At 38.1% G+C, this 23,524-nt stretch carries 29 protein-coding genes; 20 read left to right on the plus strand and 9 right to left on the minus strand.

Annotated elements, in window-relative coordinates:
- Window positions 1-3: 3 nt before the first annotated feature.
- Complete coding sequence (locus CHB58_RS05785) at window positions 4-864, minus strand: radical SAM protein (protein WP_089323162.1); 861 nt, start codon at window positions 862-864, stop codon at window positions 4-6.
- Window positions 857-2,002 (minus strand): sulfopyruvate decarboxylase subunit alpha, encoded by a 1,146-nt coding sequence (comD, locus tag CHB58_RS05790; RefSeq protein ID WP_089323163.1) that lies wholly within the window; start codon window positions 2,000-2,002, stop codon window positions 857-859. The genes CHB58_RS05785 and comD overlap by 8 nt, the downstream gene beginning before the upstream one ends.
- A 125-nt stretch (window positions 2,003-2,127) precedes the next feature.
- On the opposite strand from comD, the gene hslU reads away from it, so the two are divergent.
- The 13 genes from hslU (at window position 2,128) to CHB58_RS05855 (ending at window position 13,455) form a co-directional block, all read left to right on the plus strand.
- A complete protein-coding gene (hslU, locus tag CHB58_RS05795; protein WP_089323164.1) occupies window positions 2,128-3,549 on the plus strand; it encodes an ATP-dependent protease ATPase subunit HslU in 1,422 nt (473 codons plus the stop codon).
- A 10-nt stretch (window positions 3,550-3,559) separates the two neighbouring features.
- Entirely contained in the window at window positions 3,560-4,579 is a 1,020-nt protein-coding gene (locus tag CHB58_RS05800) for an aminopeptidase P family protein (protein ID WP_089323165.1), read from the plus strand.
- A 17-nt stretch (window positions 4,580-4,596) separates the two neighbouring features.
- Complete coding sequence (fabG, locus tag CHB58_RS05805) at window positions 4,597-5,331, plus strand: 3-oxoacyl-[acyl-carrier-protein] reductase (protein ID WP_089323166.1); 735 nt, start codon at window positions 4,597-4,599, stop codon at window positions 5,329-5,331.
- 47 nt (window positions 5,332-5,378) lie between these two features.
- The gene (gene acpP / locus CHB58_RS05810) at window positions 5,379-5,615 is read left to right on the plus strand and encodes an acyl carrier protein (protein WP_089323167.1); all 237 of its coding nucleotides are present in this window, start codon (window positions 5,379-5,381) and stop codon (window positions 5,613-5,615) included.
- 130 nt (window positions 5,616-5,745) lie between these two features.
- Window positions 5,746-6,717, plus strand: coding sequence for a 3'-5' exoribonuclease YhaM family protein (locus tag CHB58_RS05815; RefSeq protein ID WP_089323168.1), 972 nt, complete (start codon window positions 5,746-5,748; stop codon window positions 6,715-6,717).
- Window positions 6,710-7,744 carry a phosphoribosylformylglycinamidine cyclo-ligase gene (purM, locus tag CHB58_RS05820; RefSeq protein WP_089323169.1) on the plus strand — a complete coding sequence of 345 codons (1,035 nt, stop codon included), beginning with the start codon at window positions 6,710-6,712 and terminating at the stop codon, window positions 7,742-7,744. Before CHB58_RS05815 ends, purM begins: the two co-directional genes overlap by 8 nt.
- Window positions 7,741-8,388, plus strand: a complete 648-nt coding sequence (gene purN, locus CHB58_RS05825) for a phosphoribosylglycinamide formyltransferase (RefSeq protein WP_089323170.1) — start codon at window positions 7,741-7,743, stop codon at window positions 8,386-8,388. The genes purM and purN overlap by 4 nt, the downstream gene beginning before the upstream one ends.
- Complete coding sequence (locus CHB58_RS05830) at window positions 8,388-9,596, plus strand: M16 family metallopeptidase (protein WP_089323171.1); 1,209 nt, start codon at window positions 8,388-8,390, stop codon at window positions 9,594-9,596. The genes purN and CHB58_RS05830 overlap by 1 nt, the downstream gene beginning before the upstream one ends.
- Window positions 9,589-10,080: a 2-thiouracil desulfurase family protein gene (locus tag CHB58_RS05835; RefSeq protein ID WP_089323172.1), complete on the plus strand. Its 492-nt coding sequence runs from the start codon at window positions 9,589-9,591 to the stop codon at window positions 10,078-10,080. The genes CHB58_RS05830 and CHB58_RS05835 overlap by 8 nt, the downstream gene beginning before the upstream one ends.
- Window positions 10,077-11,150: an NAD(P)H-dependent flavin oxidoreductase gene (locus CHB58_RS05840; RefSeq protein WP_089323173.1), complete on the plus strand. Its 1,074-nt coding sequence runs from the start codon at window positions 10,077-10,079 to the stop codon at window positions 11,148-11,150. The genes CHB58_RS05835 and CHB58_RS05840 overlap by 4 nt, the downstream gene beginning before the upstream one ends.
- A 2-nt stretch (window positions 11,151-11,152) precedes the next feature.
- Window positions 11,153-11,965, plus strand: coding sequence for a tol-pal system protein YbgF (gene ybgF, locus CHB58_RS05845; protein ID WP_180706447.1), 813 nt, complete (start codon window positions 11,153-11,155; stop codon window positions 11,963-11,965).
- 3 nt (window positions 11,966-11,968) lie between these two features.
- Entirely contained in the window at window positions 11,969-12,373 is a 405-nt protein-coding gene (locus CHB58_RS05850) for a hypothetical protein (RefSeq protein ID WP_089323175.1), read from the plus strand.
- Window positions 12,358-13,455 carry an inositol-3-phosphate synthase gene (locus CHB58_RS05855; RefSeq protein WP_089323176.1) on the plus strand — a complete coding sequence of 366 codons (1,098 nt, stop codon included), beginning with the start codon at window positions 12,358-12,360 and terminating at the stop codon, window positions 13,453-13,455. Before CHB58_RS05850 ends, CHB58_RS05855 begins: the two co-directional genes overlap by 16 nt.
- 40 nt (window positions 13,456-13,495) lie before the next feature.
- Here the strand turns inward: CHB58_RS05855 and mtnP are convergent, their stop codons facing one another.
- The 6 genes from mtnP to CHB58_RS05885 all read right to left on the minus strand — a co-directional run bounded on the left by mtnP (window position 13,496) and on the right by CHB58_RS05885 (window position 18,284).
- Entirely contained in the window at window positions 13,496-14,350 is an 855-nt protein-coding gene (gene mtnP / locus CHB58_RS05860; RefSeq protein WP_089323177.1) for an S-methyl-5'-thioadenosine phosphorylase, read from the minus strand.
- A 12-nt stretch (window positions 14,351-14,362) separates the two neighbouring features.
- Window positions 14,363-14,659, minus strand: a complete 297-nt coding sequence (locus tag CHB58_RS05865) for a hypothetical protein (protein WP_089323178.1) — start codon at window positions 14,657-14,659, stop codon at window positions 14,363-14,365.
- Between the two features lie 57 nt (window positions 14,660-14,716).
- On the minus strand, window positions 14,717-15,628 hold the full coding sequence (locus CHB58_RS05870) for a dihydroorotate dehydrogenase (RefSeq protein WP_089323179.1): 912 nt from the start codon (window positions 15,626-15,628) through the stop codon (window positions 14,717-14,719).
- Window positions 15,628-16,905 carry a class I SAM-dependent RNA methyltransferase gene (locus CHB58_RS05875; RefSeq protein ID WP_245807348.1) on the minus strand — a complete coding sequence of 426 codons (1,278 nt, stop codon included), beginning with the start codon at window positions 16,903-16,905 and terminating at the stop codon, window positions 15,628-15,630. The genes CHB58_RS05870 and CHB58_RS05875 overlap by 1 nt, the downstream gene beginning before the upstream one ends.
- Before the next feature lie 100 nt (window positions 16,906-17,005).
- Entirely contained in the window at window positions 17,006-17,503 is a 498-nt protein-coding gene (locus CHB58_RS05880; RefSeq protein ID WP_089323181.1) for an Hsp20/alpha crystallin family protein, read from the minus strand.
- 118 nt (window positions 17,504-17,621) lie between these two features.
- The gene (locus CHB58_RS05885; RefSeq protein WP_089323182.1) at window positions 17,622-18,284 is read right to left on the minus strand and encodes a Bax inhibitor-1/YccA family protein; all 663 of its coding nucleotides are present in this window, start codon (window positions 18,282-18,284) and stop codon (window positions 17,622-17,624) included.
- Between the two features lie 159 nt (window positions 18,285-18,443).
- Between CHB58_RS05885 and rplU the strand changes: the two genes are divergently transcribed.
- Both rplU and rpmA read left to right on the plus strand, forming a co-directional pair.
- Window positions 18,444-18,752, plus strand: a complete 309-nt coding sequence (gene rplU / locus CHB58_RS05890; RefSeq protein WP_089323183.1) for a 50S ribosomal protein L21 — start codon at window positions 18,444-18,446, stop codon at window positions 18,750-18,752.
- A 13-nt stretch (window positions 18,753-18,765) separates the two neighbouring features.
- The gene (gene rpmA, locus CHB58_RS05895; protein ID WP_089323184.1) at window positions 18,766-19,023 is read left to right on the plus strand and encodes a 50S ribosomal protein L27; all 258 of its coding nucleotides are present in this window, start codon (window positions 18,766-18,768) and stop codon (window positions 19,021-19,023) included.
- Here rpmA and CHB58_RS05900 read toward each other — a convergent pair.
- Window positions 19,020-19,736: a disulfide isomerase DsbC N-terminal domain-containing protein gene (locus tag CHB58_RS05900; protein ID WP_219350087.1), complete on the minus strand. Its 717-nt coding sequence runs from the start codon at window positions 19,734-19,736 to the stop codon at window positions 19,020-19,022. The genes rpmA and CHB58_RS05900 overlap by 4 nt on opposite strands.
- A 102-nt stretch (window positions 19,737-19,838) precedes the next feature.
- On the opposite strand from CHB58_RS05900, the gene CHB58_RS05905 reads away from it, so the two are divergent.
- The 5 genes from CHB58_RS05905 to CHB58_RS05925 all read left to right on the plus strand — a co-directional run bounded on the left by CHB58_RS05905 (window position 19,839) and on the right by CHB58_RS05925 (window position 23,438).
- Complete coding sequence (locus CHB58_RS05905; RefSeq protein ID WP_089323186.1) at window positions 19,839-20,396, plus strand: C-GCAxxG-C-C family protein; 558 nt, start codon at window positions 19,839-19,841, stop codon at window positions 20,394-20,396.
- Window positions 20,397-20,472: 76 nt separating this feature from the next.
- Entirely contained in the window at window positions 20,473-20,847 is a 375-nt protein-coding gene (locus CHB58_RS05910; RefSeq protein WP_089323187.1) for an LSm family protein, read from the plus strand.
- 47 nt (window positions 20,848-20,894) lie between these two features.
- Entirely contained in the window at window positions 20,895-21,818 is a 924-nt protein-coding gene (gene mnmL, locus CHB58_RS05915; protein ID WP_245807349.1) for a tRNA modification radical SAM protein MnmL/YtqA, read from the plus strand.
- A gap of 44 nt (window positions 21,819-21,862) precedes the next feature.
- Window positions 21,863-22,453, plus strand: coding sequence for an orotate phosphoribosyltransferase (gene pyrE / locus CHB58_RS05920; protein WP_089323188.1), 591 nt, complete (start codon window positions 21,863-21,865; stop codon window positions 22,451-22,453).
- 10 nt (window positions 22,454-22,463) lie between these two features.
- Window positions 22,464-23,438 carry a polyprenyl synthetase family protein gene (locus tag CHB58_RS05925; protein ID WP_089323189.1) on the plus strand — a complete coding sequence of 325 codons (975 nt, stop codon included), beginning with the start codon at window positions 22,464-22,466 and terminating at the stop codon, window positions 23,436-23,438.
- Window positions 23,439-23,524: the final 86 nt, after the last annotated feature.

Consider the following 23,524-nt stretch of genomic DNA (forward strand, 5'->3'; position numbering starts at 1 on the left):
AGTTTATACCTCCTCTGTCGCAAGTCTTAAACCCAATTTTTCGGCAAACCGGTAAACTTCCTGAAACTCTTCAGGTGTTACTCTTCTTGCTATTTCGGGGAACTCCTTTGCTCTGAAGGCTGGAAAATACTGCTCCATAACGTTTACATAGGCATCTCTTCCGAGATTTTCAGCTATCCATTTTAGAATCTCTTTACTATCCTCTGTGAATCCTGGCATCACAAGATGCCTTATAATCAAGCCTTTTGTAGCTATTTTGCGGGTATCGGTTTTTAGATTTCCAACCTGGCGGAACATCTCTTTTACCGCTTCCTTTACAACTTCAGGATAATCCGGTGCAAGAAGGTATTTTTTTGCAAACTCTCTGTTAAATGTTTTTATATCCGGCATGTAGATGTCTATCAATCCTTCAATTTTCTTTAAAGTTTCAACCTTCTCGTAGCCTCCGCAGTTATAGACTATCGGAACGGTTAATCCCTTTTCCTTTGCTTTTATGATTCCTTCTGCTATAAGCGGTATCTGGTGGGTGGGAGTAACAAAATTTATGTTATGGCATCCCCGACCTTGAAGGTAAAGCATAATGTTTACAAGGTCTTTAACATCAATCTCTTCTCCTTCTGCGTAATGGGAAATATCAAAGTTCTGACAGAATACACAGCCTAAATTGCATCCGGAGAGAAATATTGTTCCCGAACCTCCCACACCTGTTAAAACAGGTTCTTCTCCAAAATGAGGAAATGCAGAGGCAACTTTGAGTTTATCTCTTACTTTACAAAAGCCTGTTTCTTTTCTTCTGTCAACCCTGCAATCTCTCGGACAGAGAGTACAGGAGGAGAAAACGTTTTCGGGAAAAGGGTTATTCACCTTTCACTCCTTCAAGTATCTCTTCTGGCGTAAGCGGTATTGTGTCAACTTTCTCATTGCCGGGATTAACCACAACCTGAAGGAATCTTTTCCCGTTTAAAAGCCATTCAATCTTATCCCGCAGTTTTAACCTTTCCCATACACAGTCTGTCTCTTTAAATCCCATTCCCCTTGCCACAACTTCAACATCGGCTGTTGAGAAGTTAAAGTTTTCCTGGTCTCCCGTACTTCCCCATGTGCCGTTATCAACACAGAAGATTTTAAAGTTTTCTTTTCCATAAACTGCACAGGTTGCAATGGTTCCTGTATTCATAAGCAGAGAACCGTCACCGTCTATTGAGATAACGTTTCTCTCTGTTGCGATTGAGTAGCCTAAAGCGATAGATGAAACCAGCCCGAGACTTCCCAGCATATAAAAGACAGGATTTTTAACATTGAGTATCTTTTTAAGATGGTAAACTTCCCTTGCAGGAAATCCTATGTTTGCAAACAGTGTGATTTTGCTGTCATCTGTCTCTTTAAGAAACAGAAGAAGTTCTGATAGGGCTTCAAACCTTCTCATATCGGGGTTTTCTATCTCTTTTTCAATTTTTACTTCTACTACTTTCTTTCTTTCCTTCTCAAATACAGGATTTTTACACTCTTCACCTTCAAAAAGTGCAGGGGATAATAGTATCGCCACAGGAATTCTCTCTTTAAAGGCTCTATCAATTGCACTCGGAATCAAGTGAAGTGAATTTTTGTCATACACCTTTATAACAGGGACATTACACGCTTTAAAAATGTTTTCAACCGTCTCTCCCATCAGAACCTGCGGAACTATTTTCTCTTTGTAGATACCTCTGTGAGACACAAAAATTGGTAAAGGTATATTGTAAGTTTTTATAAGTGTTATAAGTGCTCCTATGATGTTTCCCACACCTGAAGATTGGATAAACATGGCGTATCTTTTCTTTCCAAGGAAAAGGCCGGCCGCTATTCCCAATCCTTCCTCTTCCCTTGTTAGTTTTATATGCTTTTCCTTATAGTTTGAATCAAATTGCTGGAGGAGGGATTTAATTCTGTCACAGGGAAGGGAAAGAGCGTAATCTATCTTCGCTCCTTTTAAAACACCTAATATAAATGACGATACTTCCATTTCCTGCCCCTTAAATGCTGTTTTTTGAATAATAGCAAACCTTTTATTGCCTGAGATAGATTAAATCATAAATATAGTTGATAAAATAGTTTAAATCTCATTAAATCTCAACAGATGGAGGTTGGATGTTTAAGAACATATTCAGAAAAAAGGAAAATGACGGATTTCTCACTCCGAAGCAGATAGTAGAAGAGCTTGATAAATACATAGTCGGGCAAAAAGAGGCTAAAAAGGCTGTAGCTGTTGCCCTTAGAAACCGCTGGAGAAGACAGAGACTTCCTGAAGATATGAGAGAAGAAGTGGCGCCCAAAAACATAATTATGATTGGTCCCACAGGAGTGGGAAAAACAGAGATAGCAAGGAGACTGGCAAAGCTTGTTAACGCTCCTTTTGTAAAGGTGGAAGCGACAAAGTTTACAGAAGTCGGTTATGTTGGTAGAGATGTTGAATCAATGATAAGAGACCTTGTTGAAATAGCGGTTAACATGGTTAAAGAGGAGAAGATAGAGGAAGTCAAGCAGAAAGCCCGGGAGATGGCTTACGATAGAATTGCTGAGTATCTTGTGCCGGAACCTTCAAAGAAAGCTCCTTCTTTTGAGAATCTTTTTGACGTTTTCCTTCCCCAGCAGCAGAAAAGAAGGGAAGAACCTGATTTTTCAGAGGTGAAAAAAGAAAAGGAAAGGTATAGAAAGCTTGTTAAAGAAGGGAAACTTGATGAAGAGGAGATAGAAATCCCTGTAACCGTTGAAACAACACCAAATATCGGTGTTATAGGTATCGGGCCTGGTATGGGAGCAGATGCTGGAAATATTCAGGATTTACTCTCTTCAATCTTTCCAAAACCGAAAAAGCTCAGAAAGATGAAGATAAAAGAAGCGATAAAGTATCTTGAGCAGGAAGAGGCACAAAAGCTGATAGATATGGATGAAGTTATAAAGGAAGCGATAAACAGGGTGGAAAACCACGGAATAGTGTTTATAGATGAGATAGACAAGGTTGCAGCAAAAGGTGGTGGTAAAGGACCGGATGTATCAAGAGAGGGAGTTCAAAGAGACCTTCTCCCTATAGTTGAAGGGTGTAAAGTGCCTACAAAATACGGTCTTATAAAAACAGACCATATTCTTTTTATAGCAGCTGGAGCGTTTCATATTGCAAAACCTTCAGACCTTCTTCCTGAGCTTCAGGGAAGATTTCCTATAAGGGTTGAACTGAAACCTCTTACAAAGGAGGACTTTATAAGAATTCTTACAGAGCCGAAGAACGCCCTTACAAAACAGTATGTTGAGCTTCTTAAAACAGAAGGCGTTGAGATTGAGTTTACGCAGGACGGAATTGAAGAGATAGCTAAAATGGCAGAGGAAGCAAATACAAAGGCGGAAAATATAGGTGCAAGAAGGCTTCACACCGTTCTTGAAAGGTTGCTTGAAGATGTTTCTTTCAACGCTCCCGATATGAAGGGAGAAAAGGTTGTTATAGACAGTAAGTATGTAAGGGAGAAACTTGGCAACATTATTGAAGATGAAGATTTAACCAGATATATTCTTTGAGGTTTTTTGTATGGGAAATGTTGAGAAAGTTGCGTATAAAGTTGGAAAATTTGGAGATTTTTATGTCTCGTTTGATGTTAAGGAGATTCTTTACCTGATATCTTTTCAGCTCTCCTTTGGATTTGTAGCTGTTTCTTCAAAAGGAGAAGGGTTTTTGTTTACAGATAAGCGTTATCTTAATAAGGCTAAAGAAGAGGTAGAAGGGTTTAAAGTTTTTGAGTGGAAAGGAATTGATGCTTTAAAAAGTTTCTTTGAAGGTAAGATATTAATCGTTGATCCTGATAGGATGAAACTTTCAATGTTCAATCAGCTTTCCGGGCAATTTCAAATTGTTCAGGTAAAAAATTTTCTAAAAGAGTTTCGTATGGTTAAATCGGAAACAGAAATTTACTGTATAGGAAGAGCGGTGGCTGTTGCCGAACAGGCTTTAAAGGATGTTCTTCACCTTCTTAAACCAGGAATTACAGAGTATCAGTTCAGGAAAGCCCTTGTAGAAAGACTATTCTATTACGGAAGTGAAGAGGCTTTTGAGACAATAGTTGCTTCTGGAAAAGGGAGTGCAATTCCCCACTGGAAAACATCCCAGAAAGAGATAAAAAACGGTGATGTTGTTATTGTTGATTTTGGAGCAGTGTTTAACGGTTATGTTTCTGATATAACAAGAACTTTTCTTGTCGGTGATGTTCCTTCAGATATGAAGGAGATTTACGATGTTGTTCTTGAAGCTCAACTTAAAGGTATAAAAACTATAAAAGCGGGAGTTTCGTGTAAAAAAGTTGATAAAATTGTCAGGGATTTTATCTCAGAAAGGGGATATGGGGAGTATTTTATTCACGGGACAGGTCACGGAATAGGAGTTGAGGTTCATGAGTATCCCGTGCTTAATCCCCGCTCTGAGGATGTTTTATCTGAAAGGGCTGTTGTAACTGTTGAACCGGGTATCTACCTGCCCGAGCTTGGCGGTGTAAGGATTGAAGATGATGTGATGGTTGTTGACAAAGGGGTTTCCCTTGTAACGCTTGAAAAGTAGCTTTATAAGGAGGATAGATGGGAAGGGTAATAGATATTTCAGGGAAAGTTGCACTTGTAACCGGAGGAACGAGAGGGATCGGAAAAGCGATAGCAGTTGCATTAAAAGAAGCCGGAGCAACCGTCTATATAACAGGTACAAATGAAGAAAAGACAAAAGCGGTTGCCAGAGAGATAGGTGTAAATGGTTTAAAAATGAATGTTTGCGACAGAGAAGAGGTAAAGGAAAAGGTAGCCTTAATCGTGGAAAAAGAAGGAAAAATAGATATTCTTGTTAATAATGCAGGAATAACAAGAGATACGCTCTTTATGAGAATGAAAGATGAAGATTGGGACAGTGTGATAGATACAAACTTAAATGGCGTTTATAACGTAACAAGGCAGGTTATTCCTGTTATGATGAAAAAACGTAGTGGTTGTGTAGTAAATATCTCATCTGTTGTAGGGTTTACAGGAAATCCCGGTCAGGTTAACTATTCAGCCACAAAATCTGCTCTTATAGGATTTACCAAATCTCTTGCAAAAGAGGTAGCCTCAAGGGGGATAAGGGTTAACACCGTTGCTCCGGGATACATAACAACAGATATGACAGAAAAGATACCTGAAAAGGTGAAGGAAGCACTTGTAAAATCCATTCCGATGAGAAGAGAGGGAGAACCTTCTGAAATTGCTGATACTGTTCTTTTCCTTGTTTCTGATATGGCATCTTACATAACAGGCACCACAATCCATGTTAATGGTGGACTTTTCTAAAAGTAGGAATATAATTTCCACTACCAACTATTTAAGGGAGGTTTAATATGGCAGAAAACATCGAAGAAAAGGTGAAAGAACTTATCGCCGATAGACTTGGAGTTGACCCTGAAGAGGTAACACCAGAAGCTTCTTTTGTAGAAGATCTTGGTGCAGATTCTCTTGACACAGTTGAGCTTGTTATGGCTCTTGAAGAAGAGTTTGGAATTGAAATTCCTGACGAAGATGCTGAAAAGATTCAGACAGTTGGTGATGCGATAGAATACATTAAAAATCACACTTAAAAGTAAATCACTTCAAAGGGAGCTTAAGCTCCCTTCCCTGCCCAATTTTCCCATTTCTTTCAATTTAAAAAAAGTTTACAATTAATTTTAAAAGTTTCATTTTTAAAATCCAACTTTTCTTGGGAGAAAAATGAGTGTTTTCATAAGAGACATCTATCAAATGCCACAGGGACAGGAGTTTGAAGATTTTTTTCTTATTGAGAGTGCCGAAATAAAAAAACACAGAACAGGAGAACCGTATTTAAGGCTTATCATCTCTGACAGAACAGGAACCCTTCCTGTTTTATGGTGGAAACCGCCAAAAGATGCTGACCTTACAATTTTTAAAAAGGGCGATGTTGTTTTTATCTCTGCTTATGTTGAAATTTTTCAGGGAAATGTTCAGCCGAAAATAAAATCCATGCGGCATGCTCAGGAAGGGGAATTTGCCGAAGATAAATTCATATCAAAAAGCCGCTTTGATATAGAAGAGCAGTTTACAAAGCTGCTTGAGATTATAGAGACTATCAAAAATCCTTATCTTAAGAAGCTTCTTGAAGTGATATTCTACGATGATGAAATATCTTCTGCCTTTACAAAAGCTCCAGGCGGAAAGTTTATCCATCACGCTTCAATAGGGGGACTTATTGAACACACTCTTGGAGTTGTGGAAATATGTGAAGTTGTTGCAAAACGTTATAAAAGTATAGACAGAGACCTTTTAATAACAGCGGCTATTTTGCACGATATAGGGAAAATTCACGAATACAGCATTAAAATTGCGATAGATAGAACAGATGAAGGGATTCTTCTTGGTCATATCTATACCGGTAGTGAGCTGATAGCTAAAAAGATAGATGAAATAGAAGGTTTTCCAAAAGAATTAAAAATGAAACTTCTCCACTGTATCCTCTCTCACCACGGAGAGTATGAATATGGTTCTCCAAAAAGACCAAAAACACTTGAAGCTGTGGCGCTCCACTTCGCAGATGCCCTTGATTCAAAAGTGAAAGGGTATGAAGAGCATATAGAGAGGGAACTTGGAGAAGAAAAGGGCTGGACCAAAAGACACTTTGCCTATGATGTTCCTATCTATTTTGACGGGGAGATAAACTATGAATAGGAAAAAACTAACCTATAAGGATGCCGGCGTTGACATTGAAGCTGGAGATACTCTGGTTGAAAAAATAAAGCCCTTTGCAAAGAGAACGTTTGATAAAAATGTTCTTGCAGGGATTGGCGGATTTGGTGCAGGATACCTTCTACCGGAAGGATACAAGAAGCCGGTTCTTGTCTCAGGCACTGATGGAGTGGGAACAAAGTTAAAGGTTGCCCAGATGTCAAGCATTCACGATACAATCGGTATAGACCTTGTAGCTATGTGTGTGAACGATATTTTAACAGTGGGAGCCAAACCCCTTTTTTTCCTTGATTACTTTGCCACCGGAAAGCTTTCTGTTGATGTTGCCGCCGATGTTGTTAAAGGAATTGCAAAAGGTTGCGAAATGGCAGGCTGTGCCCTTATAGGCGGTGAAACAGCCGAAATGCCAGATTTTTACCCAGAAGGTGAGTATGACCTTGCAGGGTTTGTTGTGGGAATAGTTGATAGAGACAGATACATCACAGGAGAAAATATAGAAGCAGGAGATAAAATTTTAGGAATAGCATCTTCAGGTATCCACAGTAACGGCTACTCTCTTGTGAGAAAGCTGTTTTTTGAAATTTTGAGCCTTGGAATTGACGATGAGCTGGAAGAACTTGGAGGAAAAGTTTCCGATATTCTTCTAACACCTACAAAAATTTATGTTAAGTCTGTTCTTGAGCTTATTTCAAATATTGAAGTTAAAGGCCTTGCCCACATAACAGGTGGAGGGATTCCCGGAAATCTTGTCAGGATTCTTCCGGAAGGGAGAAAAGCCGTTATCAGGAAAGATTCCTGGGAAATTCTACCGATATTTAGGTTTATACAGGAAAAAGGGAATGTTCCTGAGGATGAGATGTTCAGGACATTTAATATGGGTATAGGTATGTGTGCTGTGGTCTCTCCTGATAATTTTAAAGAAGCTGTTGCTGTACTTGAGCAGGCCGGAGAGAAGGTTTTTGTGATAGGGGAAATAGTTGAAGGTGAAAGAAAGGTGGAAATGCTATGAGAATAGCCGTTTTTGCTTCCGGTCGTGGAACCAACTTTGAAAAGATAGCAGACGGAATCGTTTCAGGTAAGATAAATGGAGAGATAGCTTTACTTTTTACAGACAGAAAAGAGGCTCCTGTTATAGAAAAGGCAAAAGAAAGAGGGATAGAAGTTGTTTTTCTTTCTCCCTCAAAGTTTGAAAGTAGAGAATCTTATGATAGAGAAATTTTAAACATTCTTGAAAGATATAAGATTGATCTTATCTGTCTTGCAGGTTATATGAGAATAGTAACTCCTGTTTTGATAGAACCGTTTAAACACAGAATTTTGAACATTCATCCTTCTCTTCTTCCTGCTTTTCCCGGTTTAAACGTTCAGAAAAAAGCTGTTGATTACGGCGTGAAAATTTCAGGAGCTACCGTTCATATTGTTGATACAGGTGTTGACACAGGTCCGGTTGTTGTTCAGGCTGCTGTTCCTGTTGATATTAATGATACAGATAAATCTCTTTCTGAAAAAATCTTAAGATGGGAACACCGCATCTATCCTCAGGCTGTTAAGTGGTTTGTTGATGGAAGGGTAAAAGTAGTAGGAAGGAAGGTTGTCATTGAAGGAGCGGATTATACCTCTTTGCCTGCTGTTCCTGCACTGGAGGATTTTTGATGGAGATTTGTAAGATAAACGGTATAGATGTGATTATCAATCCTGTTGATGAGCTTGACATAACTTCAGTTGTTATATTTTCTGAAAACGGCAGTATAACTGACGAAAAAGGAAAAGCCGGAACAACGTTTTTATCTTTAAGAGTTGGATTAAAAAGAAGCGAAAAGAAAACTTCAAAAGAGATAGCCTTTATAACAGAACCTTACGGTTCAACAATATCACCTGATACAGGAAAAGATTTTTCCACAATCTCTTTTCAAACAGTATCAGAAGGAGTGTCTTTATACTTTGAGATATTTTCAGAACTTATAACAGAGCCTGCATTTACAGATGAAGATTTTATGATAGAAAAGGAGACGCTTCTTGCATCTATAAGAGGAAGGCTTGAAAGTCCGTTTTCTTTTGGATATGAACATTTTCAGCTTTTAACGTATAAAGGAACACCTTACGAAAATATTCCTTACGGCACTTTAAATACTGTTGTTCCGATAACAAAAACCGATATAGAAAATAGATATAAAGAGTTTTTCAAAACCGGTAAGTTCACAGTGTCCATTTCCGGAAAGATACCTGATGGTATTGAAAAGCTTATAGAAAACCTGCCGATTTCCTGTGAAGGAAAAGTTTTTGTTAACTTCAGTGCTCCGATAGAAAATACAGAGAGTGTAAATCTTTGTAGAAAAGGCTCAACCCAAACATTTATTTTAAGGGGATACGAAGCTCCTTCTGTTAAAAACTGGGAAGACTATGTCGCTTTTAAGCTTTTAAACACAATTGTTGGAGAAGGATTTAACTCCATAATGTTTAAAGAACTGAGAGAGAAAAAGGGGCTTGCCTATTCAACAGGTTCTTTCTTCCCTTCTTCTCTTTTTACAGGAAGATTTGTCCTTTATATAGGTACCTCACCTGATAAAGAGAAAACAGCTTTAAAAGGGATGGATGAGATTATCGGCAATCTTCCTTCACTTATTACAGAGGAAAATCTTACAAGAGCAAAGAATTACATAGAAGGAACATACCTTCTTGACCATGAGACAAGGCTTAGAAAAGCCTGGTATTGTGGATGGTGGAACGTTTTAAAAGAAAATCCCGATTTTGACAGAAAATATCTTGAGAAGTTAAAAGCTGTTCCCCTTTCAAAATTGGAAGAACTATCAGAAAAATTGGCTCAAAAACCGTATCATCAGGTTATTGTCTGTGATGGATAGGGTAATAGTTGTCAGTGCATGTCTTCTTGGTGTTGGATGCAGGTATGACGGCAGGAAAAATCTGTGTAAAGAAGTGGTTGCATTGAAAGATAGCTTTTTTCTCCTTCCTGTATGTCCTGAGCAACTTGGAGGACTGCCAACTCCAAGACCTCCTGCAAAAATATACGGAGGTGATGGGTTCAGTGTGATAGAGGGAGAAGGTAGGGTTTTAACTGTAGAAAGAAAAATAGATGTTACATCTGAATTTTTGAAAGGAGCTGTTGAAAGTGTAAAATTAGCTGATATTTATAAAGAAAAAGTTGTCTGTGTAATTTTAAAAGAAAGAAGTCCTTCCTGCGGGGTAAAAACCATATATAATTTTAATTCAGATACTTTAAAACAGGGTAAAGGCGTTGCAGCCGCTTTATTTATAAGGAACGGTTATAAAGTTATAAGCTCAGAAGAGCTTGAAAAGATAAAAAAACTTAAAAGGGAGTTTAAATGAGCAGATTACCAGAACTTGTTATAGCTGATTTAAAGCCGAAATATCCTATTATTCAGGGTGGAATGGGAGCAAAGGTTTCCCTTCATAAACTTGCAGCTGCTGTTGCAAATGCCGGTGGTATGGGAGTTATCTCTGCTGTTTTACTTCAGGAAAAGGACAGAAAAAAAGAACCGAAAAAAACGTGTAAAGGTAAAGACCTTGAGTCTCTTGGAATGAAACCTTACCTTTACGCCACAGAACTCGCTGAAGAGATAAAGAAAGCAAAAGAGCTTGCTCCTGATGGTATTATAGGGGTAAATATAATGTATGCTCTTACCCATTTTTATGAGCTCTTACTTACTGCAATAGATGCTGGTGCGGATTTTATAATTCAGGGTGCAGGCTTTGGAAAAGATGTTTTTAAAATATGTAAAACGTTTGATATTCCTCTTATTGAAATTGTTTCAACTCCAAAAGGTGCTGCTCTTTCAGAAAGACTTGGGGCTTCCGCTGTAATAGTTGAAAGTGTTGAGGCCGGTGGCCATCTTGGAACAGATAAAAGCTTGTGGGAAGTTCTTCCAGATATAGTTAAAGCTGTAAAAAAGATTCCTGTAATTGCGGCTGGTGGTATATTTGACGGTAAGGATATGGCAAAGGCTTTTGAGATGGGAGCAAAAGGTGTTCAGATAGCTACAAGGTTCATTGCAACCTATGAGTGTGATGCTGACCAGAGATTCAAGGATTACATAATTCAGGCAAAACCTGAAGATTCAATTTTTATAAAGAGTCCTGTTGGAATGCCCGCTCACGCTGTGAGGAATCCTTTTACAGACAGACTTGAAAAAGAGGGTAGAATTCCTCATAGTTGTGATTACAACTGTTTGAAGACATGTGCAAAGGCAGATTCTATCTACTGCATAGCAGATGCACTTCTTGCTTCTGCAGCAGGAGATGTTGAAAATGGACTTGTCTTTTCAGGAAGTAATGTTGGACGGGTAAACAGGATGTATCATGTTAAAGAACTAATTGAAGAGCTTGTGAAAGAGTGTGAAGAGGAACTTGAAAAGAGAAACCTTAATTTCGGGGGGTAATGATGAAAAAATGGATTTTTGTAGTTATGCCTTTACTTTTTGCCGGTTGTGTGTCCAATCAGCCTTCTAACGTTAATACCACTCCTCAACAGGTAAAGGTTGATAAGTATAAAGAGCTGGAACAAAGACTTGCTGCTGTTGAAAATAGAGTTTCGCAGATTGAAGCTAAAACAGTTGAAAACGGTGCAAGGATTAAAACTCTTAATGAAAGAGTGGCAAGAATAGAGGACAGACTGGTCTCAGACGAGAAAGACATTTATGACCTTAAAAAGAAAGTTGAAAAGGCAGAAAAGGTTATAAATGAGATTACAGTATCCCTTAATGCCACTGAACAAAAAGAGGAAACGGGAACAAAAGAGCAACCCTTACCTATTGTAGAACAGCCTTCTCAGGAGGTGCAGACACCGGAAGTTGTGAATGTTTCCGATGAGGATATTTACAAAAAAGCGTTTAATGCTATGGAAACTGGAGAGCTTGATACTGCGAAGATTCTGTTTGAAACACTCGTAAAAAGATATCCTGACAGTCCACTTGCAGATAATGCTCTCTACTGGATAGGAGAAATTTTCTACTCTCACGGTGATTACGCCACAGCTCTTAACTACTTTAAGCAAGTTGTTGATAACTATTCAAAATACTATCCCTCACCTAAAGGGAACAAAGTTCCTGCAGCACTATTAAAAGAAGCTCTCTGCTATAAAGGCCTTGGTGATTATGCTCAGGCTAAAAAACTTTTAAAAACTCTTATAAGCAAATATCCTTCTACAAACGAATCAGCTATAGCCAAAGTAAAACTTATGGAGCTTGGAGATTAAAGAATGGATGAAAAACAATTAAGAGTAAAAGGCCTTGCATATAGAGGACTTGATTTATGGCTTAACCTTGAACTTTCAAAGTTCAGACCAGACAGCCAGTATGAGCAGGTAAATAGTTTTATCGCACAGAGATTTAAGACCGACAACCCTAATCCGCTTCTTAAAATTTTAGGGCTTCTTGAAATGGCTCTAATAGAAGATGCTTTAAGCGGTAAAAACTACTTCACGGAAGAGGAAAGAGAACAGGTTATTAAAGAGGTGGTAGAATCTCTTGCAAAAGATTTTCCTGATATTTTAAAAGAGATAGAAAAGATGGCTGATGACATAAATGGTAAAATTACTCAGTTGAAAGAACTTTCACAGAAGTACAGAGAGAATATGGAGGAAGATGAATGTCAGGGAAAATAAAGGTTGCAATAGTGGGTGTTGGTAATTGTGCAAGTTCTCTTATTCAGGGGATTTACTACTATAAAGATAAATCTCCGGAAGAGTTTTCAGGGTTGATGCACTTTGATGTTGGTGGTTATAAGCCCTGGGATATAGAGATAGTTGCTGCTTTTGATATTGACAAAAGAAAGGTAGGGAAAGATGTAGGTAAAGCAATTTTTGAAAAGCCTAACTGCACAGCTGTTTTCTGCCCGGATGTTCCTGAGATGGGTGTTGAGGTTCAGATGGGACCTGTTCTTGATGGATTTGCAGAACACATGAACGATTATCCGGAAGACCAGAGGTTTGTTGTTGCTGATAAAGAACCTGTTGATGTTACAAAGGTTTTGAAGGAATCTGGTGCAGAGGTTGTAATAAACTACCTTCCTGTTGGTTCTGAAGAAGCTACAAGGTTCTATGCTCAGTGTGCCCTTGACGCAGGATGTGCATTTGTTAACTGTATTCCTGTGTTTATAGCTTCAGACAGTGAATGGGCAAGGAAGTTTGAAGAAAAAGGGCTTCCTATAGTTGGAGATGACATAAAGTCTCAGGTAGGAGCAACTATTACTCACAGAGTGCTTGCAACTCTTATGTCTGATAGAGGCGTTGCCATAGACAGAACATATCAGCTTAACTTCGGCGGAAACACCGACTTTCTCAATATGCTGGAGAGAAAAAGGTTAAAAACCAAAAAAGTTTCCAAGACAGAAGCTGTTCGTTCCCTGATTCCTTATCCTATTGCCAATGATAACATTCACATCGGACCGAGTGATTATGTTCCGTGGCTCAAGGATAATAAAATAGCATACATAAGGCTTGAAGGAAGGCTCTTTGGTGATGTTCCTATGTATATAGAGCTTAAGCTATCTGTGGAGGATTCACCAAACAGTGCCGGTTCAGCTATTGATGCTATAAGATGTGCCAAGCTTGGTCTTGACAGGAAAATTGGTGGACCACTTTATTCAATTTCCTCTTATACAATGAAACATCCGCCAATTCAGTATCCTGATTGGAAAGCGAAAGAGCTTGTTGATGGCTTTATTAAAGGTGAAGTAGAGAGATAAAAAAATTTTTAAATCAAAGGGGGCTTTTTGGCCCCCTTAATTAAATTCTGTCTTTTATTAAAAGTTCAAGTCTCTTAAATACTTCTTCAGTTATGTATTCTTTCTTTGTTTGAATTGCTCCTACAAGGGCTGTTCTTGCGTAGGAGTTTTCAATATCTTCAGGTTTAAGTGTTTCTATAACGCGTTTTAACATTCTTTTTGCGTTTTCTATGTTTTTAGCCATTGTTGCAAGAACCTTTTCAACGTTAACTTCTTCGCCCTCTTTCCACACGTCATAGTCTGTTGCAAGAGCTACTGCAGAGTAAGGAATTTCCGCTTCTCTTGCAAGCTTTGCTTCAGGAATGTTTGTCATTCCTATAACATCAACACCCCAGCTTCTGTATATTTTTGATTCAGCTTTTGTTGAAAATTGAGGTCCTTCTATACAGATGTATGTTCCTTCTCTGTGAACAGGGATTCCTTCTTCTATACAGGCTTTATAAACTATCTCATTTAGAAGTTCACATGTTGGTTTATCAAACGGTATATGAGCTACAATGCCATTTCCGAAGAATGTGGAAGGTCTGCTTTTTGTCCTGTCAAAATACTGAGTAACAATAACAAAATCACCAGGTTTTATCTCTTCTTTCATTGAACCGACAGCACTTACTGAAATTATCGCATCAACACCGAGCATTTTAAATCCGTAAATGTTTGCTCTGTAAGGCACTTCGGATGGAAGGTATATGTGTCCTCTCCCGTGTCTTGGAAGAAAGTAAACGTCTTTTCCTGCAAGCTTACCGTGAATGTAAGCATCTGAAGGTTTTCCGAAAGGAGTTTCAAGTGTTATCTCTTCCACATCGGTTAATCCTTCAATGTTGTAAAGGCCGCTTCCTCCGATAATTCCTATCTTCATTTCAAGCCTCCTCTATTTTCTAAAGGTTATCTCTTTTACACCTTCAATTTTTACTATCGTTCCCATTCCCCATACATTGATAACTTTATCACCGTCATTATCAACGCCTTCAAGAATTTTTATTGTTATGTTTTTAACCCCGTTTCCCCCTATATCTTCTGCCTGCTGCTCAAGCATGGAGACCACTCTCATAACAGGGTCTATAGGAAGTTCACCGTTAAACCAGTTTTTTTCTTTTTGCTGAATAAACGCGTATGCGATGTTTAAAACTTCGTGATTTTGTGGAATTTCTCCAAATGAGAGTATCACTTTACACCTCCAGATTGTTGTTTGTTTAAATTCTACAAGATTCAACCAGTCTGATGTTTATATCTGTAATTTTCCTTTTATTTCTTCTACTGATGAAAACCCTTTTTTCTCAAGGTATTTTTTGATTCCGTCTGCAATTTTAACTGCAATGTCAGGGTCTATAAAATTGGCAGTTCCAACCTGAACAGAAGATGCTCCTGCTATTATAAATTCAACTGCATCTTCCCATGAGCTTATGCCACCTATCCCTATTATCGGAATGGAGACCGCCTTTGCTATCTGATAGACCATTCTTAAAGCTACAGGTTTTATCGCAGGGCCCGACAGTCCACCTATCACATTTCTTATTCTCGGTCTGAAAGAGTCTATATCTATTGCCATTCCTATCAGCGTGTTTATTGCAGATATTCCGTCAGCTCCGGCAGATTCAACCGCTTTTGCTATCTTTACGATATCGGTAACATTTGGAGATAGCTTTATGATTACAGGTTTGTCGGTGGCTTTTTTTACGATTTCTGTTATCCTTGCCGCTTCATCAGGGTCTGTTCCAAATGCAAGTCCACCTTTTTTCACATTTGGACAGGATATGTTAACTTCAATTAAATGAACACCCTCCACTCCTTTTAGTGCTTTTGCCACAGCTTCATACTCTTCATAGGTGGTTCCGTATATGTTGGCAACAATTTTCACTTTGTAATTTTTAAGTTGTGGAACTATTTTTTCCACAAAATAATCCACTCCCGGATTTTGCAAACCTATCGCATTTAACATTCCTGACGGTGTTTCCCAGATTCTCGGCGGAGGGTTTCCCTCTCTTGGAGTTGCCGAAAGTCCTTTTACGCAGATGGCTCCTATTTTATTAAGGTCTGTTAAGTTTTCATATTCAAGTCCGAATCCAAACGTTCCAGATGCGGTCCAGACAGGAGTTTCAAATTTTATCCCGAATAGGTTTACACTTATATCTGCCATTATCTCACCTTCCTTAAAAAGGCTATCGTTTCTATGTGATAAGTTTGAGGGAACATATCTATAAGCTTTGATTTTTCCATATGGATACCGTGCTGATAGAAAAGGGCTATGTCTCTTGCTAATGTAGCAGGGTTGCAGGAAACATAAATAATTCTTTTTAGTCTTGGAAGAGAAGATATTTCCCTTATGATACGTTGACTCAACCCGCTTCTTGGCGGGTCTATGACAACCAGGTCGGGGCTGTTTTCCTTTATTATTTCTATGCCCTCTTCTGTTTCTCTGCAGAAAAAAGAGATGTTTCTAAGTCCGTTAATATCTTTGTTATAAAGAGCATCGCTTATGGCTGAAAAGCTTGCCTCTATTCCAAAAGCTTTGTGCACATATCTTCCAACAGGTATTGTTAATGTTCCAACACCGCAGTAAAGGTCTGCTGCAAGAAGATACTGATATTCCATCGCTCCTTGTGAAACTTTCTTTATGAGATTTTCAACCTGAAATCTGTTTACTTGAAAGAATGAGTCTGCACTTACTCTGAATTTGAATTTATCAATCTTTTCGTAGGTAAAGTCTTTCCCGAAAAACTTTATCCTTTCCGGATATCCTGATTCTCCCGATTTGTATATTCCAAAACCTACAAGGTTGACATTAAGCATATCCTTTATATCATCAAGAGTAAGGTCAATCTTTTTAAACTTTCCGTGATAAACAATTTTAAGGATTACTTCATCTTTATTTGATGAGTATATGTGAAACTCGTTAGGTTCTGTTGGAAGAAGAGAAGCCAATTTTTTTAAGCCTTTTATGGCCTGAGAAAGGTTTTCTTTTAAAATATCACATCTATCTATATCAACAACTTCGTGAGTCCCTTTGGCGAAGAATCCGACTTTGCCGTTTTTTACTTTAAACTGAGCTCTATTTCTGTAGTGCCACGGATTTGGTGAGGGGATTACTTCGTCAATATTAGGCTTTTTTATTCTTCCAATTTTCTGAAGGTTTTCTTCAAGAATAGCCCTTTTAGCTTCTACCTGAGCTTCATAATCAAGATGCTGCCAATCACAGCCTCCACATTTTCCAAAATAGGGACATCTTGGTTCTATCCGATTTTTTCCTTTCTTTACAATTTTCTTTATTCGTCCCTCACTATATCCGCTCTTTTTTAAAGTTTCCTCTATTTCAACAACATCTCCGGGAGCAGTAAAAGGAACAAAAAATGTCCTTCCCTGAAATCTTCCAAGACCTTTTCCACCGTAAACAAGTTTTTCTATTTCAAGTTGCAATAAAACCTCCTGATAAAGCTTGATGGGTAAAATTTTACCATCTTAAAAAACAAAAGGGGCGCCTGAGCGCCCCTTTCATAATTTCCAACTATTTTTAAAATTACTTTTCTTCCTTTCCTTTGTTCCCCTTTTCTTCTGGCTCTTTTACGATAATTTTAACCTCTTTTCTTGCAGAGTCAGCTTTTGGAAGTCTTATTTCAAGAATGCCCCTGTCATAGGTTGCTTCTATTCCCTCTTCTTTTACCTCTACTGGAAGAGGTATAATTCTTTGAAACTCTCCATAAAATGTTTCACTGAAGAACACATTATCTTTTTCTTCCTTCTGCTCCTGCTTTTTGACACCACGGATTATAAGGTGGTTTCCTCTGACTCTTACATCTATACTGTCCTTGTCTATTCCAGGCATTTCCGCTCTTACAACAAGCTCATCAGGTGTTTCATACATCTCTATCTTTGGTTCAAATCCCATTTCAAATCCGGGAATTTCTCCAAATCCTCTTGTAAGTTCAGCAAGCATTCTTTCCATCTCTTTTGAGATTCTGAAGAAATCTTCAAATGGATCGTATCCGCCTCTTCTTCCAAAAAATCCTCCAAACATCACTCCCTCCCTTAAAAAGATGTTTTAGATTTCATTAAGTTCAGTTTTAAATATAGACGGAAGGTGTTTAATCGTCAAGGATATAAAAGGGAAAAGGGGAACCATTTCACCTAATGTTTTAATCTCTTCTTTCACCAAAAAGGTTTAGAAGTGCAAGAAAGAGATTTATAAGGTCAAGATAAAGAGCAAGTGCACCGAAAAACGCATTGCCATCTGTGTATGCCATCTCTTCAAGCCTTTGAATGTCGTAAGCTGTAAGGCCTAAAAACACTATAACCGTAATTACACTTATAACGATCCCAAATCCTGCAGATTTGATAAGAAATACGTTAAGAAGGGATGCAATTACGACTCCTATCAGACCGACAAAGAGATAGGTGCCAAATTTTCTGAAATCCACTTTTTTGGTTAATGCAAGAATGGCCATTATTCCAAAGAGAAATCCGGCAGAGGCAAATGCCGTTATGATTGATGCTCCGGTATAAACATAGAATATTGGGGCAAGCATTACTCCTTCAAGGGCAGAGAAAAGGTAAAAAGTTATACCTGCAAAGATCCCGTTGTTTCTTAAAACTCCTGTTAAAATAACAAGAACAAAACTTGCTATTCCAAATCCTATAAGCCCGAAAGTGCCTATTTTTGCCCAAAGACCTATAGCAAGGGTCATATAAGCTGAGATAGCTGTAAGTAGTAGTCCTAAAAACATGTTGAGAAACACTTTTGACAAAAAGGCATTAAAATCTCTTGTTTCTACCCTTTCCATCTGATAGATTCTGTTCATTATTTTCCTCCTTTCTACTGGAAATTTTCCGACTAGTAAATATATTACTTCTGAACGGTAAAGTTTTATGTAAATAAGGAATATTTACTCTTGACCTAAATAGGGGTTTTGTTATAAATTACACTTCCGCTTTAAATTCTTTTTTTTGGAGGGCTCGTAATGTATGCAGTTGTTAAAACTGGCGGGAAACAGTATGTAGTTGAACCCGGTCAGGTTTTAAAGGTTGAAAAGATAAACCTACCTGAGGGTTCAGAGGTTGAACTTGAAACTCTTATGATAAGAAATGATGATGGTTCTGTGAAACTTGGTGAAGAAGTTAAAAATGCTAAAGTTAAAGCTACTGTTGTAAGACACGGAAAAGGAAAGAAAATTATAGTTTTTAAGTACAAAGCTAAAAAGCATTACCAGAGGAAAGCTGGTCATCGCCAGCACTTTACAGAGCTTAAAATTGAAGAGATTGTAAGCTAACTGGAGGTTTATCATGGCACATAAGAAAGGTATGGGTTCTACCAAGAACGGTAGAGATTCTATTGGTAAAAGACTTGGCGTTAAAAGGCACGACGGACAGGTTGTAAAAGCCGGAAACATTCTTGTAAGGCAGAGAGGAACAAGCATCCATCCAGGTGCAAATGTTGGATTGGGTAAAGATTACACTCTTTTTGCTCTTGTTGATGGTATCGTTAAGTTTGAAAGAAGAAGAAATAAGAAAGTTGTAAGTGTATATCCTTTAGATAACTAATTCTGGGGCTTTGCCCCCTCTTTCTTTTCGTACTCTTTAATTACTTCTTTCACGCTGTTTTCTCCAAAGTATACGTTTCCGTTTTCGGTGATGAAAACAGGAGTAGAGGTTAAACCTCTTGCTTTAAGTTTGTCCATTGTGCTCCATACCTTCAATTTTCCTGAGGTGCACACTTTCCCTCTGTAGTTTCCTTCCATAAAGTTTTTTATGTTTCCGTGAGAACAGATAAACTTTATGGCTTTTTCTTCAGCCTCTTTTGAGGAGAACGGAGCAAGTATAAATTTCAGTTTTATTCCGTTTTCAAAAAACAGCTTCATCTTTTTACTGCTTTTTCTACACGCTTCACATTCAGGGTCAACTATTACATAAACATATCTTTTACCTTCTCCCGCTTCAAAACTTACCGATTTTTCAAGAAAATTCATAAACTCTTTATCAATTTTTCTATCCGGTAGCTTGAATATCAGACCCTGAATAAGGTAACGTGCTTTTTCATCTATAAAAAAGTTTCCTTCCTGTGTGATAACCCTGCAGAATCCATCAATACCAATAGGATAGACAGCTTTTACCTTTATGGGTTTCCTAAATGTTAGTAAAAGCTGTTTTTCAACATCGCCGATCTTAGGGCACCCTTTCCCGTATGCAGATACTGTTACCGCTGTGAAGAATAGAATAACCTTCAATATTAGTTTCATAATAAAAAATTTTACCATACGAACTTTCATCTTTTTAGTGAGGAGAGTTTTAGTCAGTAGAGTTGATATTAATCGTATAATTCATATATTACAGATAACCAAGTTTTTCAGGAGGATTGTATGGAGTTTTCTTCAATCGTTAAGAATATGGAGTTTTACAGAAACATTTGTGGGAAAAGGGAGATAAAAAGGGAAGATGTGGATTTTGAAGAGATTGCAAAGAATGCCTATGAAGGTTATAAAAAGGTAGGGTGTGAATTTGGTGTCATAACGTCTGTTTCAGCTGCTCTTGGAATTGATATTGATTTTGAGAAAGTTATGGAAATTAAAAAGGAACTGCCTTTTAAATGGGGGGCTGTTTGCGGAGCTGTTACAGGTGCGTTTGTGCTGTTCTCTCTTCTTCTTGAAGAATCGGATTTTGAAGAAGCTGCAAAAAAGATAATAAAATTTCACAACGAAACTCCGCTACCACATTATGGAGGTAATGGAACTGCTGTTCCAAAGGCAAGTGCCGATTCAATACTTTGCAGGGATTCAATTTTAAACTGGACCCGTAAAACAGGAATACCTGTGAGAAGTCCTTTAAGAAGTGAAAGATGTGGAAGAGTTACTGCAGACATAGCTGTTGAGACTTTGAATATTATTTTTGAAAAACTGCCAGTTTCTATTTCTTTATGATTTTAACGCTGTTTTTGTGGAAATAGTTTCCTTCGGTTATAAATTAACCTAAACGTGTTTTGAAACTGGAGGAATTATGGAAGAGAAACTTAAAAGAGAGGAACTGGCAGAACTGATGGCAACAGTTCTTGAGATGGAAGGTTTTGAGGTTTATGATGTTGAAACAGATGAAGAGTATAAACCTGATTTTCTTGCTGTTTATAAGGATGAAGAGGTTGAGTATCAGATAGCCGTTCAGGTAGAAGATTGTGAATCATTGAATTCCTCTTTAGCAGAAGAGAGAGCCAAAGCTATAGCTGAACACTGCCGTCAATCAGGTGAAGGATTCTTCATTTCTGTTCCTCTTGAGTGCGAAAAAGAAGCTCAGGATAAGCTAAAAGAGTGGGAAATAGAAGATGTAGCTGAACTTGTCCCTATAGGTCTTGAGTTTGAGGAAGAAGAGGAGGAGTAAAGAGTAGTAAATTTGCTGCTCCTCACATCAATATTTAAGAGGCAGAGGTGGAAATTAGATTTAAAACTTTCTCCAATTATTTAAAAGAGATATTCAAGGAGAGGGTTTTTAGGGTTACAGTTGACGCCGGATTCACCTGCCCAAACAGAGACGGAACAAAAGGAATTCAGGGGTGTATCTACTGTTATTCTGGTTCTGAATACAATCCTGAAAAGCGGCAAAAGGGTATAAGGGAGCAGATAGAGGAAGGGATAGAAAGAGCCAGAAAAAGGTATAAAGCTGATAAGTTTCTCGTCTATTTTCAGGCTTATACCAACACATACGCTCCGATTGAAAAGCTGAAAAAAATCTATGATGAGATAAAGAATTTTCCCGAAGTGGTGGGAATTATAGTAGGAACAAGACCGGATGCTGTGTCTTATGAAGTGCTTAAGCTCATAAATAGTTATACCGAGAATTATCTTGTGTGGATAGAGTACGGTCTTGAAAGTCCTCACTTTAAGTCGCTTCAATGGATGAATCGGGGTCACGGATTTTCAGATTTTCTAAATGCTTTTAATCTTACAAGAAAGTTTCCTTCAATAAACATTTGTGTTCACATAATTTTAGGGCTTCCTGTTGAAACAAGGGAAGAGATGCTTGAAACAGCAGACATCCTCGCAGCTTTAAAGATTGATGGAGTGAAAATACACCCTTTACACGTGATAAAAGGGACCCCTTTAGAAAAGCTTTATCTTAACTATCCTTTTTCTCTCATGAAAGAGGAAGAGTATGTTGACCTTGTTGTTGACTTTATAGAGAGGCTACATCCTGATACTGTAGTTCAGCGTATTACCGGAGAAGCTCCTTCAGAACTTTTAATTGCTCCTTCATGGTGCAGTCAAAATTCAAAAAATAGATTGATAAACAGAATAAGAGAGAGATTTATTGAAAGAGATACATATCAGGGGAAAAATTGCAAATTCTGCTAAAATCTTGAAACAGTTTTTCTGGTAAACAGTTTTAGGAGGTTTACATGCTTACAGAAGAGGAAATAAAAGAGATATTCCTGAAAACAGATGCGTTCCTAGAAGGTCATTTCCTTCTTTCAAGCGGTCTTCACAGTCCTTACTATCTTCAGTGTGCTAAAGTTTTGCAATATCCAGAATTTGCCGAGATTTTATGCAGGGAGATAGGTGATAAGGTAAAGGAGCTTGATGTTGAGATAGATTTTGTAATAGCCCCGGCAATAGGTGGAATTATCGTTTCCTATGAAACAGCAAGGCACCTTGGGGTAAGGGGAATATTTGCCGAGCGAAAAGATGGTGTTAACCTTATCTTAAGGAGAGGATTTGAAATAAAACCTGGAGAAAAAGCACTTGTAGTTGAAGATGTTGTTACAACAGGAAAATCAACAAAAGAAACAATGGAAGTGGTAAAATCCTGCGGTGGAGAAGTTGTCGCAGTGGCAAGTCTTGTTGATAGAAGCGGGGGAAGTGTGGATTTTGGGGTTCCCTTTGTAACTTTGTGGAGCCTTGAAGTTCCTGCATATAAGCCTGAAAGTTGCCCTATATGTAGAGAAGGAAAGATACCCCTTGAAAAACCTGGAAGCAGAAAAATAGTTTAGGAAGGGGCTTATGAAGATATTTAAACCGTTTGAAGTTATAAAAAATGAACTCTACGCCTGTGAAGAGTTTGCTGAGAATCTTTTAAGGTCTGATGTTAAATCTGTTCTTGAAGCGGGCGGTTATATTTTTAATAGCGGTGGAAAAAGGGTAAGACCTGGATTAACCATACTTTCTGGGAAACTTTTCAATCCTGACGATAAAAAGTTAATTCCTGTAGCCATTGCGATGGAGTATATTCACACGGCTACTCTACTTCACGATGATATTGTTGACGGAGCTTCTTTAAGGCGCGGAAAGCCTTCTGCAAATGCAGTTTTTGGCAATGATGTGGCTGTTCTTGTAGGTGATTATATGTTTGCTCAGGGAGTTTCAACATTTGCCACATACGGAGGTGTTGAGGTTCTTCAAAGAGCCCTTGATGCTATAAGGGATATGTCAGAAGGTGAACTTAAACAGCTTGAGATGATAGGTAATGTGGATTTAACAGAAGAAGATTACTTTGACATTATCTATCGTAAAACTGCATCTCTCCTTTCAACCTGTTGTGAAGCTGGAGCTATTATCGGTGGTGCTGACAGGAAGCAAAAGCTTTCCATGAGGGACTTTGGAAAATTTATAGGGTATGCGTTTCAACTTGTTGATGATGCTTTTGATTATATTTCAGATGAAGAAACTATAGGAAAACCTGCTGGAAACGATATTCGGGAAGGAAAAATAACATATCCTTTTATAGCTGTTCGTGATACTTTAAGAGAAGAGGAGAAAAATAGGGTTGAAGAAATTTTCAACTCTCAAAATCCATCAAAAAGTGATATAAATTATATAAGGGAAATCGTTATAGAGCGGGGTGGGGTTGATAAAACGTTATCTCTTGCAAGGGAGTATGTTGGGAAAGCCAAGGCTTTGCTTGATGATATAGATGATTCTATTTATAAAAATTCCCTTAAAGAGATAGCAGATTTTATAGTTGCCAGAACATACTAATAGTTACTATCTTAATTAGGAAGGTGCTCTCCCATCTCCACACCTCCTGGAGATTTCCAGAAGAGGTTGGGAGGGGCCTTTCCTTT

Origin of the sequence: Desulfurobacterium atlanticum (assembly GCF_900188395.1) — a bacterium.
Classification (GTDB): Bacteria; Aquificota; Aquificia; order Desulfurobacteriales; family Desulfurobacteriaceae; genus Desulfurobacterium_A; species Desulfurobacterium_A atlanticum.

What these genes read in the sequence shown, in the direction of transcription:
- comD (WP_089323163.1), bottom strand. Translation starts at nt 2,002, where the DNA reads ATGGAAGTATCGTCATTTATATTAGGTGTTTTAAAAGGAGCGAAGATA.
- hslU (WP_089323164.1), top strand. Translation starts at nt 2,128, where the DNA reads ATGTTTAAGAACATATTCAGAAAAAAGGAAAATGACGGATTTCTCACT.
- CHB58_RS05800 (WP_089323165.1), top strand. Translation starts at nt 3,560, where the DNA reads ATGGGAAATGTTGAGAAAGTTGCGTATAAAGTTGGAAAATTTGGAGAT.
- fabG (WP_089323166.1), top strand. Translation starts at nt 4,597, where the DNA reads ATGGGAAGGGTAATAGATATTTCAGGGAAAGTTGCACTTGTAACCGGA.
- acpP (WP_089323167.1), top strand. Translation starts at nt 5,379, where the DNA reads ATGGCAGAAAACATCGAAGAAAAGGTGAAAGAACTTATCGCCGATAGA.
- CHB58_RS05815 (WP_089323168.1), top strand. Translation starts at nt 5,746, where the DNA reads ATGAGTGTTTTCATAAGAGACATCTATCAAATGCCACAGGGACAGGAG.
- purM (WP_089323169.1), top strand. Translation starts at nt 6,710, where the DNA reads ATGAATAGGAAAAAACTAACCTATAAGGATGCCGGCGTTGACATTGAA.
- purN (WP_089323170.1), top strand. Translation starts at nt 7,741, where the DNA reads ATGAGAATAGCCGTTTTTGCTTCCGGTCGTGGAACCAACTTTGAAAAG.
- CHB58_RS05830 (WP_089323171.1), top strand. Translation starts at nt 8,388, where the DNA reads ATGGAGATTTGTAAGATAAACGGTATAGATGTGATTATCAATCCTGTT.
- CHB58_RS05835 (WP_089323172.1), top strand. Translation starts at nt 9,589, where the DNA reads ATGGATAGGGTAATAGTTGTCAGTGCATGTCTTCTTGGTGTTGGATGC.
- CHB58_RS05840 (WP_089323173.1), top strand. Translation starts at nt 10,077, where the DNA reads ATGAGCAGATTACCAGAACTTGTTATAGCTGATTTAAAGCCGAAATAT.
- ybgF (WP_180706447.1), top strand. Translation starts at nt 11,153, where the DNA reads ATGAAAAAATGGATTTTTGTAGTTATGCCTTTACTTTTTGCCGGTTGT.
- CHB58_RS05850 (WP_089323175.1), top strand. Translation starts at nt 11,969, where the DNA reads ATGGATGAAAAACAATTAAGAGTAAAAGGCCTTGCATATAGAGGACTT.
- CHB58_RS05855 (WP_089323176.1), top strand. Translation starts at nt 12,358, where the DNA reads ATGTCAGGGAAAATAAAGGTTGCAATAGTGGGTGTTGGTAATTGTGCA.
- mtnP (WP_089323177.1), bottom strand. Translation starts at nt 14,350, where the DNA reads ATGAAGATAGGAATTATCGGAGGAAGCGGCCTTTACAACATTGAAGGA.
- CHB58_RS05870 (WP_089323179.1), bottom strand. Translation starts at nt 15,628, where the DNA reads ATGGCAGATATAAGTGTAAACCTATTCGGGATAAAATTTGAAACTCCT.
- CHB58_RS05880 (WP_089323181.1), bottom strand. Translation starts at nt 17,503, where the DNA reads ATGTTTGGAGGATTTTTTGGAAGAAGAGGCGGATACGATCCATTTGAA.
- CHB58_RS05885 (WP_089323182.1), bottom strand. Translation starts at nt 18,284, where the DNA reads ATGAACAGAATCTATCAGATGGAAAGGGTAGAAACAAGAGATTTTAAT.
- rplU (WP_089323183.1), top strand. Translation starts at nt 18,444, where the DNA reads ATGTATGCAGTTGTTAAAACTGGCGGGAAACAGTATGTAGTTGAACCC.
- rpmA (WP_089323184.1), top strand. Translation starts at nt 18,766, where the DNA reads ATGGCACATAAGAAAGGTATGGGTTCTACCAAGAACGGTAGAGATTCT.
- CHB58_RS05900 (WP_219350087.1), bottom strand. Translation starts at nt 19,736, where the DNA reads ATGGTAAAATTTTTTATTATGAAACTAATATTGAAGGTTATTCTATTC.
- CHB58_RS05905 (WP_089323186.1), top strand. Translation starts at nt 19,839, where the DNA reads ATGGAGTTTTCTTCAATCGTTAAGAATATGGAGTTTTACAGAAACATT.
- CHB58_RS05910 (WP_089323187.1), top strand. Translation starts at nt 20,473, where the DNA reads ATGGAAGAGAAACTTAAAAGAGAGGAACTGGCAGAACTGATGGCAACA.
- pyrE (WP_089323188.1), top strand. Translation starts at nt 21,863, where the DNA reads ATGCTTACAGAAGAGGAAATAAAAGAGATATTCCTGAAAACAGATGCG.
- CHB58_RS05925 (WP_089323189.1), top strand. Translation starts at nt 22,464, where the DNA reads ATGAAGATATTTAAACCGTTTGAAGTTATAAAAAATGAACTCTACGCC.